Origin of the sequence: Vogesella sp. AC12, assembly GCF_024437575.1 — a bacterium.
In the GTDB taxonomy this organism is placed as follows: Bacteria; Pseudomonadota; Gammaproteobacteria; order Burkholderiales; family Chromobacteriaceae; genus Vogesella; species Vogesella indigofera.
In genome coordinates, this window is sequence record NZ_JANFNU010000002.1 from 1 (window position 1) to 13,141 (window position 13,141).

The 13,141-nt window shown below is 65.1% G+C and carries 7 protein-coding genes; 5 read left to right on the forward strand and 2 right to left on the reverse strand.

From position 1 onward, the window contains the following. Window positions 1-60 precede the first annotated feature (60 nt). From NOM55_RS03850 to NOM55_RS03870, 5 genes are all read left to right on the forward strand, one after another. A complete protein-coding gene (locus tag NOM55_RS03850; protein ID WP_255907578.1) occupies window positions 61-2,301 on the forward strand; it encodes an Ig-like domain-containing protein in 2,241 nt (746 codons plus the stop codon). Between the two features lie 18 nt (window positions 2,302-2,319). Next, window positions 2,320-3,876, forward strand: coding sequence for a TolC family protein (locus tag NOM55_RS03855; RefSeq protein WP_255907579.1), 1,557 nt, complete (start codon window positions 2,320-2,322; stop codon window positions 3,874-3,876). Further along, on the forward strand, window positions 3,876-4,619 hold the full coding sequence (locus NOM55_RS03860; RefSeq protein ID WP_255907580.1) for an efflux RND transporter periplasmic adaptor subunit: 744 nt from the start codon (window positions 3,876-3,878) through the stop codon (window positions 4,617-4,619). The genes NOM55_RS03855 and NOM55_RS03860 overlap by 1 nt, the downstream gene beginning before the upstream one ends. A gap of 66 nt (window positions 4,620-4,685) precedes the next feature. Further along, a complete protein-coding gene (locus NOM55_RS03865) occupies window positions 4,686-6,032 on the forward strand; it encodes an efflux RND transporter periplasmic adaptor subunit (RefSeq protein WP_255907581.1) in 1,347 nt (448 codons plus the stop codon). Next, on the forward strand, window positions 6,033-8,150 hold the full coding sequence (locus NOM55_RS03870; RefSeq protein WP_255907582.1) for an HlyD family efflux transporter periplasmic adaptor subunit: 2,118 nt from the start codon (window positions 6,033-6,035) through the stop codon (window positions 8,148-8,150). It abuts the gene before it with no gap. Window positions 8,151-8,356: 206 nt separating this feature from the next. Here the strand turns inward: NOM55_RS03870 and NOM55_RS03875 are convergent, their stop codons facing one another. Beyond that, window positions 8,357-10,009: a methyl-accepting chemotaxis protein gene (locus NOM55_RS03875; RefSeq protein ID WP_255907583.1), complete on the reverse strand. Its 1,653-nt coding sequence runs from the start codon at window positions 10,007-10,009 to the stop codon at window positions 8,357-8,359. A gap of 142 nt (window positions 10,010-10,151) precedes the next feature. Then, entirely contained in the window at window positions 10,152-13,046 is a 2,895-nt protein-coding gene (locus tag NOM55_RS03880) for an HD domain-containing phosphohydrolase (protein ID WP_255907584.1), read from the reverse strand. Window positions 13,047-13,141: the final 95 nt, after the last annotated feature.

Here is a 13,141-nt window from a genome sequence, read left to right on the forward strand (position 1 = left end):
AACAGCAGCGCGGTTACCTACGGCAACATCGCCGCCAGCTACAACGCCGGCACCGGGGTGTTGACGCTGACTTCCAGCGGCGGCATCGCCACACTGGCGCAGTGGCAGGCCGCCTTGCGAGCGGTGACCTACACCGACAGTGCCATCACACCCAACACCGCCACCCGCACCGTCAGCGTCAGCGTCAGTGACGGCAGCAAGGACAGCGCAACGGTGACGCGCACGGTGACGGTGGCGGCCACCGACCAGACCCCGATCGCCACTACTACCGGCAGCGCCGGTGCTTATGTTGTTGGTGGCGGGGCAACGGCAGTGGACAGCGGCCTGACCGTGTCCGATCTGGACAGCGTCACCCTGGCCAGCGCCACGGTGGCGATTACCGGAAACTTCCACAGCGGCGAGGATGTGCTGGCGTTCAGCAACACCAGCGCGATTACCTACGGCAACATCGCCGCCAGCTACAACGCCGGCACCGGGGTGTTGACGCTGACCTCCAGCGGTGGCACCGCCACGCTGGCACAGTGGCAGGCGGCCTTGCGCGCGGTCACGTACAACGACACCGCGGGGACGCCGAGTACCGTCACCCGTACCATCAGTTTCAGCATCAGCGATGGCAGTAAAAGCAGCGCGGTGATGTCCCGCAGCATTGAAATGCAGCTGCCGGTGCCCAGCATAACCGGGCTGACGGTAGGCAGTGACACCGGCAGCAGTTCCAGCGACGGCATTACCAGCAATGTCCACCCCACTGTAACCGGCACCGCCGTCGCCAACAGCACTGTGAGCATCTATGTGGATAACGTACTGATTGACACCACCACTGCCGATGGCAGCGGCGCGTGGAGTTATAGCTTGGTGTCCAGCTTGTCCTCTGGTACTCATAGCATTACAGCGCTAACAACCATAGGCGGGGCCAGCAGTGCGCAATCCATGAGCTACAGCATCATGGTAGATAGCAGCGCCCCGGCCGCTCCGGCTGGACTGGCACTGAGTACGGCCACGGATAGTGGTAGCAGTAGCAGCGACGGTATCACCAGCCAAACCATGCCGACAGTGACCGGCACCGCGGAAGCCAACAGCACTGTGGAGGTGTATGTCGACGGCGTCCCGGTCGGCTCCGTGACGACTGACGGCAGCGGTGCGTGGAGCTATACCTTGGGCCGTGCGCTGAGCAGTGGTAGTCACAGTCTTAGCGCGATCGCCACTGATGCGGCTGGCAATAGCAGCAGCCAGTCTACGACCTACAGCATCACGGTAGACAGCAGTGCGCCGACGGTGCTTGCCATGAGCCTGCTCGATGACAGCCCGACCAGCAACAGTGTGCGCTATCTGGTGAGCTTTTCCGAAGATGTGGAGGGGCTGGACAGCATCGATTTCAGCCTGAGCGGCAGCGCTCGCGGCAGTATTGGCGGGGTGCAGCAGCTTAATGCTCGCACCTATATCGTGCTGGTGAACAATGTGGCGGGCAGTGGCGCCTTGCAGCTGAATCTGGCTGCTGGCAGTGTGGGCGATGCCGCCGGCAATACCCTGGCTGCTACTTACAACGGTGCCAGCTACAACGTGATACCGCTGGCGGTAGTGGTGGCCGAGCCCGCTCCGGAGGCGGTTGTCTCCACGCCCGCCGATGCGGATGTAATGCCAGTTACACCGAACATCGTGCTGGCGGCTACCGGTCTTGGCGGCGCGCTGGCGCCGATTGACACCTTGCTGCCAAGTGCACTGCTTACCGAAGCCATTCAGCCGCTGTTGGGCACTAGTGGCATGCCGATTAGCGCCGTCATGGTCAATGCCATGCAAGTGCTGGCCATCGAAGTGAGGTTGCCACTGCTCATCCAGCCCTTGCCGGTGGGCGAGAACTTCAGTTTCTCCCTGCCGCCGGGTACCTTCAGTCTCAAGCATGGTGATGGTGTGGTGATGGTTGCCCGCCAAACCAATGGCCAGCCCTTGCCATCCTGGATGCGCTTTGATCCGGCATCAGGCCGCTTCAGTGGCCTGATGCCGGCGGGCAATAGGCAACCTGTCGAGGTGGTGGTGATGGTGCGGGATAGCCAAGGTAATCAGGCCGAAACGCGGCTGAGGCTGGAGGCCGCTCGTGCCGCCCTGGAGCAGGCGACGGCAGAAGCGCCGGATCAAGGGTCTGTGGCCAGCGATGGTCAGAGTGCCGTGCTACAGGAGGATGGGCAGACCATCCTACCCGGCAAGCTGGCCTTGGCGGAACAGCTGGCGAGGCAGGGCAACAAGCATTTTGGTAGCGCAGTAAATGCATTGCTGGGGGCTGCCGACAAGGTGGTGACGCGTGGATGACGATGCTGGCTTTACCGGTTGCTCAATTTCAGTCGGACAAACAGGGATAATCTTATGACCAAGCTTGCAACAAGGGAGGGGGTAAACAAGTTGTTTGCCCTGAGCAGTCTTGCCGTGGCTGTATTGCTGTTGGGCGGTTGCGCCATTACACCAAAACCGCTGGACCAGGCCGGGCGCTTGGCTAGCCTCAATACTGATCGTCAGAACATGTTTGCCGGGCAGGAGGCGCTATCCGGCCCGGTAACGCTGCAGGAAACCATGGCCCGTGCGCTGAAATACAATCTGGATTACCGAGTGAAACTGCTGGAAGAGGCACTGGCGCAGCGTCAGCTGGACCTGACCAGCATGGATCTGCTGCCCAAGCTGACCCTAGGGGCCGGTTATAGCCATCGAGACAACGACGCCGCCTCCTCCTCGCAGGATGTCATGACCGGCAGGCAGTCGCTGGTGCCGTCGATTTCCAGCGAGCGTACCCGGCGGAATGCCGACCTGAGCATGACCTGGAACGTACTGGATTTCGGGGTCAGCTACTACGGCGCGCAGCAACAGGCCGACCGCGTGCTGATCCTGCAGGAGCGCAAGCGCAAGGTGGCACACCAACTGATGCAGCAGGCGCGGCAGGCGTACTGGCTGGCGGTTGGGGCGCAGCGCCTGGAACCCAAAATCAGCAGCTTGCTGATCGAGGCGGAAACGGCGCTGGACGATGCGAAGAAGGTGGAGCAGGAAAAACTGCGTTCGCCGCTGGAGTCGCTGAGCTACCAGCGCCAGCTGCTGGATGTTATTCGCCAGATGACGCAGATCCGTAACACGCTGGTGCAGGCCAAGCCAAGGTTGGCCGCGATCATGAACCTGTCGCCTGGCATGAGTTTCACTGTCGCCGAGCCGACTCAGCTGAGTGAGCCCAAGCTGGGGCTGTCTCTGGAAAAAATGGAAGAAATGGCGTTGAGCAACCGTCCGGAGATGATGGAAGCCCGCTACAACGAACGCATTGGCGTACTAGAAACCCGCAAGGCGGTGGCCAAGCTGCTGCCGGGGCTGGAGCTGAGCATTGGCGGGCACTACGACGACAATAAATTCCTGGTTAACCAGGGTTGGAACGATGTCGGTCTGCGCGTGAGCTGGAACCTGTTTAACTTGCTGAATGCCGGCGCCATTCGCCGCAGTGCCGATGCCCAACTCAAGGTGGCGCAAGAGCAGCGCATGGCGCTCAACATGGCGGTGCTGACTCAGGTGCATGTTGCTTGGCTGGATTATCAGGGTCGAACCCGCCAGTTCGCGCTGGAACATGACATTTTTGCGGTGGAAAAACGGCTGAAGGAATACAACAGCAACGCAACGCAAAGCAATGCCCAGGGCCGCCTGCCATCCATTCTGGCCAGTGCCAATGCAGTGCTGTCCGAGTTGCGGCTGTATCAGGGCTATGGTGACCTGCAGAACGCTTACGGCCAGATTGCCGCGACGGTGGGTCTGGATCCGTTGCCGGCGGAAGTCGGTGCGCATGATGTTGCCACCTTGGGGGGGGCGTTGCAGGATGTTTCCGCTCGGGTAGAGCAAACGCTGGCCGGAGGCGTGTGATGGCAACAGCCAAGTATTGTGTTGCCGCGTTGCCACTGCTGCTGGCGGCCAGTCTGCAGGCCGCCACGCCACCTGCCAACGGTGGTCGTATCCGCGTACAGTTAATGTCGCGTGCTGCTGTTACCCTCTCCAGTGAGCTGCCGGCCAAGATTGCGCGGCTACCTCTGGAGGAGGGTAGTCATTTTGCTAAGGGGCAGACGCTGGTCGAGTTCGATTGCAGCAGCTACCGTGCCCAGCTCAACAAGGCGCAGGCTTCGCAGGAGGCGGCGCAGCAGCTGGTGAAGGTCAACGCCCGGCTGGCCGAACTCAACTCCATCGGGGCACTGGAGCTGACCCAAGCGCAAGGCAAGGCCAAGGAAAGTCATGCCGAAGTCAGCTATATGCGCAGCACGGTAGCCAAGTGTGTGATCAGCGCACCGTTTGCCGGGCGGGTAGCCAAGCGCATTGCCGCTCCACACCAGTATCTCAATACCGGCATGCCGATTCTGGAAGTCGTCGATAGCGGCCCGCTGGAACTGCGCATGCTGGTGCCATCCAGATGGCTGGCCTGGCTCAAGCCGGGGCAGCGTTTCGATGTGCAGGTAGACGAACTGGGCCGCAGCTTCCCGGCCAGCCTGGTCCGGCTGGGCGCCAGGATAGACCCGGTCAGCCAGTCAATTGCCGCCACCGGCCAGATTGAGGCCAAGGATGCCGCGCTGCTGCCGGGCATGAGCGGCTGGGCTACTTTTGCGCTACCCAAATAAACCGCATGGCACAGCCATGCGCCAGCTGCTGCCGCCAGCCGGCGACAGCTTCTGCAGAGCAAATTCATGAATCCGCTTCCTCCCTCTGGCAGTGACGCGGCTCGCCCGCTGGCAACTCTGCTGCATTTGCTGCGCCGGGCACGCGATGCCGAAAGCGAACACGTGCTGGGCTTTGTCATGGTCAACGAGACCATCAATCTGTTGCCCTACCGCCAGGCCGCGCTGTGGCGTGGCGGGCCGCTAGGGCGGATCGTCAGCCTGTCCGGGCTGGCCGAGGTGGATGCCACCGCACCCCATGTGCAATGGTTGGCCGCCGTGTGTAAGGTATTGCCGGCAAGCATGCCGCTGCAGCGTGTGACTGCGGCTGATTTGCCCCCGGTTCTGGCGGCAGACTGGGGTGAATGGCTGCCGACCAATCTGCTGTTCATCCGCTTGGAACTGCAGGGTATCCATGCCGATGGTGCGCTGCTGCTGGCGCGCGACGCGGCATGGAGCGATTACGAACTGACGCTGGCGGCCGAGCTGGCGCACGGCTACGCTCATGCCCAGGCCCGCTTTGCTCCTGAGCGCAGTTGGCGCGACCGTGTTGCACTGCTGTGGCAACAGGGTAAGAACCGGCGCCGCCTGCTGCTATTGCTGCTGGTACTGGCCTGTTTCCCGGTGCGTCTGAGCGTGCTGGCGCGCAGCGAGGTCACACCGCAGGAGGCCATACTGTTGCGTGCGCCGTTGGCCGGGGTGATAGATCGCATCGAGGTACAGCCTAATCAGCCGGTGACGGCTGGTGCGCCGCTGTTCAGCCTGGACTCCACCGTGCTTGCCGGCCAGTTGGCGCTGGCCAGCACGGCACAGGAGGCGGCGGCAGAAAGCTTTCGGCAGCAGGCGCAGCTGGCGGTGACCGAGGACAAGGCCAGGCTGGAGATGGCCGGCGAGCAGGCGCGGCTGGAGCAGAGACGCATTGAGACCGAATACACCTCGCGCCAGCTGGCGCGCATTCACGTCAAGGCACCGCGCGACGGGGTGATCGTGTTTTCCGACCGTAACGACTGGCTGGGGCGGGCGGTGGCTCCGGGCGAGCGGGTGATGCAGCTGGCCGACCCAGGCAGGGTGGAGCTGACCGCTTGGCTGCCGGCATCCGAGGCGATTCATGTTGCCCCCGGCAGCAAGCTGCGGCTGTTTCCCAATGCGGCGCCAACCGAGTCTTACGATGCCGTGATCACCCGTGTGGCCTATCGTGCCGAAGTGGGAGAGGACAACGTACTGGCTTACCGGGTCTATGCCCGCTTCAGCGCAGGGCAACCGCTGCCACGCATCGGCCAGATGGGCACCGCCAGGATATACGGCAGCTGGGTGCCGCTGAGCTATTACTCGCTGCGCCGGCCGTTGACCTGGCTGCGGCAATGGGTGGGCTGGTAGATGGCAAACAGTTTGCAGCTGCCGGCACTGCGGCAGGATCTGGGACTGCACGCCGCGGCACCGGAGCACGACGGCAGCCCCGGCTGGGTGCTGCACGATGCTGCGGCCAACCGTTTCTACCGCCTGGGCTGGCCGGCCTTCGAAATCCTGTCGCGCTGGCCGCTGGGGATGGCCGAGGCTATCGTGGCGGACGTCCATACCACTACCACCCTGCAGCTGCACGCGGACGACGTGGCGGCGGTGGTGGACTTTCTGAGCCGCCACCACCTGCTGCAAGGCGGCAGTCCGGCGCATACCGAACAACTGACCAGGCATGCCGCCCGGCTGCGGCTGTCGCCGGCCAAATGGTTGCTTAAACACTACCTGTTCTTTCGCCTGCCGCTATTGCAGCCGATGCCGTTGCTGGCGCGGCTGGCACCGCTGTTCGAGCGGGTGTTCGCTCCCGGCTTCTGGTATCTAGTGTCGGCGGCCCTGTTGCTGGGGTTGCTGCTGGTACTGCAGCGCTGGGATGCCTTTACCCACACTTTTGCCAATTATCAGGGGATGGGGGGTTTGCTCGGCATCGGCTTGTCGTTGTCGTTTGCCAAGCTACTGCACGAGTTCGGTCATGCGCTTACCGCCTACCGTTACGGCTGCCGTGTGCCGGCGATGGGGGTGGCATTCCTGGTGATGTTCCCGGTGCTGTATACCGATACCAACGAAGCGTGGAAGCTGGCGTCGCGCCGGCAGCGGCTGCAGATCGGCGCCGCCGGCATGCTGGCCGAGCTGGTGCTGGCAGTGTTCGCCACCCTGTTGTGGAACTTTCTGCCGGACGGCCCGCTGCGCGCCGGGGTGTTCATGCTGGCGACCACTACCTGGCTGGCTACGCTGGCGATCAACGCCAGCCCTTTCATGCGTTTTGACGGCTACTTCCTGCTCTCCGACTGGCTGGGCATTCCCAATCTGCACAGTCGCGCCTTTGCTTTTGGTCGCTGCTGGCTGCGTCGTCAGCTGCTGGGGCTGGACGAACCCTTACCGGAAGCGGTGCCGGCGGCACGCCAGCGCATGCTCACCCTGTTTGCCTTTGCCACTTGGCTGTATCGGCTGGTGCTGTTCCTGGGGATTGCATTGGTGGTCTACCACTACTTTTTCAAGGCACTGGGCATCTTCCTGTTACTGGTGGAGTTGGGCTGGTTCATCGCCTACCCGCTGTGGAGCGAACTGAGTGTGTGGTGGCAGCGCCGCACCGAGTTGGGTTGGAACCGTATTACCTGCCGCAGCGTGTTGCTGCTGCTCGTCGCGCTGTTATGGGTGGCGGTGCCGTGGCGGGCCGAGCTGTCGGCGCCTGCGGTGATGGGGGCGCAGGAAGTGAGCGAGCTGTACGCACCGGCAGAGGCCACGGCGGAGGTGGTGCAGGTCTGGGTGCAGGATGGCCAGGCGGTACAGGCCGGCCAGCGGTTGCTGACCTTGCGCTCACCCGAGCTTGTCTGGCAGCGGCAGCAGGCTGAGGCTGAGGCTGAGGCATTGCGCTGGCAGCTGGAGCGGCAGCCATTTGACGACAAGCTGCTGGCCGAAGGGCTGGCATTGCAAAAGCAATGGCAGCTGGCTCAGCAGCGAGTCAACCAGCTGCAGCAGCAGATCGATCGGCTTGGTGTGCGCGCGCCGCGTGCCGGTCGGGTAGTGGATCGCAGTGAGGCCTTGCAGGTGGGGACAGTGATTCCGCCGGGAGAGCGGTTGCTGGCGGTAATCGACCCGAGTCGGCCACGTGGCGAAGCCTTTGTCGATGAAGCCGCGCGCATGCGGCTAACCCTGGGGGGCGAGGCAGTGTTTGTGGCCAACCTCGCCGAGCAGGAACGCGTGCAGTGCCGGATCGACAATATCGATCGCCTGGCTTTGCCCAGCCTGGATCAGCCCGCGCTTGCCTCCAGCTTTGGCGGGCCCATCGCGACCCAGCAACAGCAAGACAGCCTGCAACCATTGTCGGCACAATTTCGCGTGCGGCTGAGCCAGTGCGACGGCGGCGAACACTGGTGGCAGGAAATGCCCGGTGTGGCGCTACTCGAGGGCGAGCGGCAGAGCTTGCTGCAGCAATGGTTGAACCAGGCCGTGGCCTTGCTGCAGCGCGAAGCCGGGCTGTAAGTCCTCGCTGCCGCCAGCTTGTGGCCAACCTGGGCTGCCGTAAACCAGGACTCCTCAAGAGGGCGCCTTTTTTATTGGTCACCGGCCGCTTGCATCTTCAAACCAGATCGGCGCGGTAAGCCTGACAAGCTTGGCCGCAAGGCCGGCCTGACAGCAAAACCGCGCTCATGCAGATGAGCGCCGTTTGTGTTTGCTGGTGCGGCGCGTCAGGCCGCGTCGCTGTTGCGGGATTCGAAGCGCGGCTTGTTGGCCGAGAACGGTACGGCAGCGCCGGTCTGGCTGTCGATGCGGAACCAGGCCAGATCGCGGTTCATCTGCTCCGACACCTCGCGCCAGCGCCCCATCGCCGGCGCCAGCGATTCCATCTTGCCGAAGATGTCGCTGGCCAGCGCCGACACCTCGCTGCCGCGGCTGCGGATGTGGCTGCCGGCCTGGCTCTGCTGGTGGCTGGCTTCCGCCACCTCGCGCAGCACCTGGTTGATGGTGACCAGCGCGCTGTCCATGCTCAGCAGCGCCTCGCCCAGCGAGGTCTGCGCCACCACGCTGCCGTGGCTGGCCTGATGCGCGGCGTCCATGGTGGCGGCCAGCGCCTTGGTGGCGCCCTCGATGCGCAGCAGGGTGTCGAAGATGCCGGCGGTGGCACTGGAAGTGCGCTCCGACAGCTTGCGCACCTCGTCGGCGACCACGGCAAAGCCGCGGCCGTGCTCGCCGGCACGCGCGGCCTCGATTGCCGCGTTCAGCGCCAGCAGGTTGGTCTGCTCCGCCACGTCGCGGATCATGTTGCTGATCTGCGCGATGTCGGCGATGGCGTGCTTCAGCTGCTCGGTCTCGCCCACCGCACCCTGGATGCGGCCGGCCAGCGCCTGCAGCGTGCCGGCGGTGTCGCCGGCCAGCTCGCGGGCGTGGGCGGTGCGCTCGGTGGCGGTGTCGGCGTCCTGCAGCGCGCGGCGGATGTGGCTGACGATTTCCTCGGCCGAGCTGGCCACCGCGTTGGCGGCGTGGTTACTGTGCTCGGCGGTTTCCGCCTGCTGGCGGGTGGTGCCGATCACGTGGTGGGTGAGGTCGAGAATGTCCTGCGCCTCGCGCTCGCTGCCGGCGGCATTGCTGCGCACGGTGCCGAGCAGCTCGCTGAGCTTGTCGAGGAAGCGGTTGATGTGGCCGGCGGCCTGCGACAGCTCGTCGCGGCCGCTGACCGGCAGCCGGGTGCTGAGCTGGCCTTCGCCGAGCAGGTCGGCGGCGTGTTGCATCGCGGCGATCTGCTTCTTCAGCCGCTGTGCCAGCAACACCTGCGACAGCACCACCGCCACGCTGGCGACGCCGAGCGGGCCCAGCACCAGCAGCACCAGTTGCAGCATCGCCTGCGCCATCGCGCTTTCGGCGCTGGCCAGCTGGCGCTGCTCGTTATCCAGCGTGCTGTCGATCAGGTTGACCAGCGGCACGATGCTGAGGCTGTAGGCGCGCTCCGGGATCGACAGCGCGTCTTCCGGCGCGGTTTCGGCGATGGTCAGCGCCGAGCGCAGGTTCTTGGCAAATTCCTGCCAGTAGCCCTGCGCCTTGCCGGCGAAGGCCTGGCGGCTGGCCGGCGGCAGTGCCTGGCTAATCGCCGGGATCAACTTGGCGACGTTCTGCTGCACCCGCGCCAGCCGCGGCGCGGTGTCTTCCAGCAGCGGGTCGGCGCGCGAGAGCGACAGCACCTCCGCCTTCAGCGTCTGCAGGTGGGTGGACAGCTGCTGCCGCTCGCGATAGTCGGCAAACTGGTGGCGCAGCGAAAACAGCTGCTGGCTGCTGAGCAGCATCACCACGATCAGACAGCCAAGGGTAAAGGCTACGGTTAGCCACAGGCGTTTTACCAGCGTCATTTTCAATCATCCCTTCAAGATGCCGACAGTGTAGGGCGGCGACATTACCGGGAGATGACGTGTTAACTTGGCCGTCATGGCGCCTGCTGCGTTGCCGCAGTAGTACCCTAACCGTTGCGGGTGACGTTTTGGTGACGCCGGCTCAGTGCTGATGCAGGCTTTGCCGCGGCCGGTAGGCGTGGCTGTCGGCGACGTCGGCCTGGGCGGCGGCCAGATAGCGCCCTGCGTAGTGGCGCCAGATGCCGCTGTCGAGGAACAGCCGGTACAGCTCGGGGTCGAGGTGCCCGTCCTCCGCCATCTTGCGCATGATCTGCAGCGCCTCCGACAGCGGCTTGGCCGGCTTGTACGGGCGGTCGGCGGCGGTCAGCGCCTCGAACACGTCGGCGATGGCCATCACCCGCGCCAGCACGCTCATCTCGTGGCCGTGCAGGCCGCGCGGGTAGCCCTTGCCGTCGATGCGCTCGTGGTGGCCGCCGGCGATCTCCGGCACGTGGGCGAGGTGGGCGGGGAAGGGCAGCGCGTGCAGCATCTTGATGGTTTCGGTGATGTGGGCATTGATCTTGTAGCGTTCTTCCTCGGTCAGCGTGCCGCGGCGGATGGACAGATTGTTCAGCTCGCCCTTGTGGTACAGCAGCTCCGGCACCTTGACCTTGAAACCCCAGCGGTTGTCGGCCGGCAGCGCGTCAGCGCCGCTGCGAGCGATGCGGTGTTCCGGCTTGTCGGCGAGCAGGTTTTCCTCGACCGGCAGCGACGGCGCGGCGATGCCGGCCAGCCGTGCCTGTTCCATCGGCCCCAGCCCGAGACGGTCGTCCAGCGTGCGCGTCCAGCGGCGGCCGGCGATCTGCTGCAGCCGCGCCAGATCGGCGTCGTCCATGAATTCGCCGCCCAGGTTGCAGCGCGCGACGAAGGCGAAGTCGTCGTCCAGCTGCGCCTTCTGCTGCTGGCACTGCTGTTTCAGCCGCGCGGCGTCCTCGCCGGCGGCGAGACCCTGCCAGTAGGCGACATCGGCGTCGCGTTTCAGCAGCTCGAAGCGCATGCGGATCTCGTGGATGCGGTCGTACAGCGTTTCCAGCTTGGTGGCCTTGTCGACCACGTACTCCGGGGTGGTGACCTTGCCGCAGTCGTGCAGCCAGCTGGCGATGTACAGCGCCTCGCGGTCGGCGGCGCTGAGCTGGAAGCCGGCAAACGGCCCTTGCTGGCTCTGGTGCGCGGCCTCGGCCAGCGCCTGCGCCAGCTCCGGCACCCGCTGGCAGTGGCCGCCGGTGTACGGCGACTTGGCGTCGATGGCGCCGGCGATCAGCTCCACCAGCGCGTTCATCAGCTGCTGCAGCGCCGAGGCCAGGCGGCGGTTATCGATGGCGATGGCGGCAAAGCCGACCAGCGCCTGCAGGTAGTTGATGCGGTGGCCGCTCTGGGTGTGGGCGATGCTCTCGCTGCTGGCCAGCACCAGCAGGCCCAGCAGCTCCTGCGATTCCAGCCGCAGCGGCAGCAGAATCAGCTGCCGGGTGTCCTCGCCCAGCAGGCTGCGCATTTCCACCGGGATCAGCGCCGGGTTGGCCGCAATCTGCTGTGGCGCGCTGGCGGCCAGCGTGTCCAGCAGCAGCGCGTCGTCCAGCGGCAGCTTGCCCAGCTGCAGCGGCTGCTCGTGCTCGTCGCGGCTGATGGACGGCGCCAGCTGCGCACCGTCCATCAGCCACAGCCCGCCGCGCTGCGCCGGCAGCGCGTGCATGGTCGATTGCAGCACGGTGCCCAGCAGCTGTTCCAGCGCGTTCTCGGCGACCATGTCGCGACTGAGGCCGATGAAGTCGCGGATGGTGACCTTCATCGCCTCCGACGCCGCCATCAGCTCGTTCAGCTCGCGCACCGGGCTGGGTGGCAGGCTGCTGTCGGAAAAATCCAGCGACTGGATGCGACCGGAGGCGGCCACCAGCTGCCGCAGCGGCTGGCTCAAGAGGCGCGACAGCAGCCAGCCCAGCGGCAGCATCAGCAACAGGATCAGCAGCGGAATCCACGCCGCGCGCTCGGCCACCGCGCGGCCGGCGGCGAACAGCTCGTGCTCCGGCATCACCATCACCAGCTGCTGGTGGCTGCCGCCGGGCAGCGCCGACACCGCCACGTGCCATTGCTGGCCTTGCCACTCGATCACCGCCGGTGGCGGTGTGCCGGGGTGCCATTGCGTACCCAGCGTCGCCAGTGCCGACGGCGCGCTCTCGCCGAGCTTGACCGGGCGCGGGTCGCGTTCGTCGGTATGGGTGCTGACCAGGATGTCGTGCGCGGCGTTGACGATGGCCATCTGCGCCGCGGCACTGGGCAGGTTTTGGCGCAGGATGGTGCCCAGCGTCAGCAGGCGCAGGTCGGCGCCGGCCACCGCGCTGGCATCGCCGTTCTGGTGCGCGTAGGTGAGGCCGATCAGACCGGTGGTGCTAAAGCGGTACGGCTCGGTGGCGGCGGCGCCGTGGCTGGCCACCGCCTGCTGGTACCACGGCCGCTGCCGCGGATCGTACACCCGGCGCAGCACCAGCTCCGGCTGCACGCTGTTCAGTGCGTCGTCGAGAAAGCTGAAGCGCTGCTCGGCGACGCCATCCGGCTGCTGCTGCACCAGCTGTCTGGCCCAGCGTGCGCCGGGGCCGGCATCCGGCAGTGCCTGGCGCGCGACGTCGTCCAGCCGTCGCAGCAGGAAAAAGTCGCCGTTGGGGTAGACCATGTACACCGCCTGCAGCGCCGGGTTGCCGCGCAGCACCGCCACCAGCTGCCCGGTGTACAGCACCCGCTCTTCCATGCTGTAGGTTTCCGCCAGCGCGGAGTGCGCCAGCAAGTTGGTGGTGGCGGCGGCACCGGCGCCGCTCTGCTCGATATTGCTGGTGATCAGGGTGCTGGTGGCGCGGAACAGGTTGTGTTGCGCCAGCGTCAGCTGGCTCTGCATCGCGCGGTAGTAGAAGAAGCCGAGCGCGGCCGCGGTGGCCAGTACCAGCACCGAGATCAGCACCGTCAGCCATACTTGTAATGACTGTCCACTTTTGGGGAGAAGCTGTGGCATCACGTTTTGGCTCCGTTAAGGATGGCGTGCTCGGTACTGGCTATTTATGCTTGCAGTATTACAAATGTTTTATGCCTTGGTAATGAATAATGCAC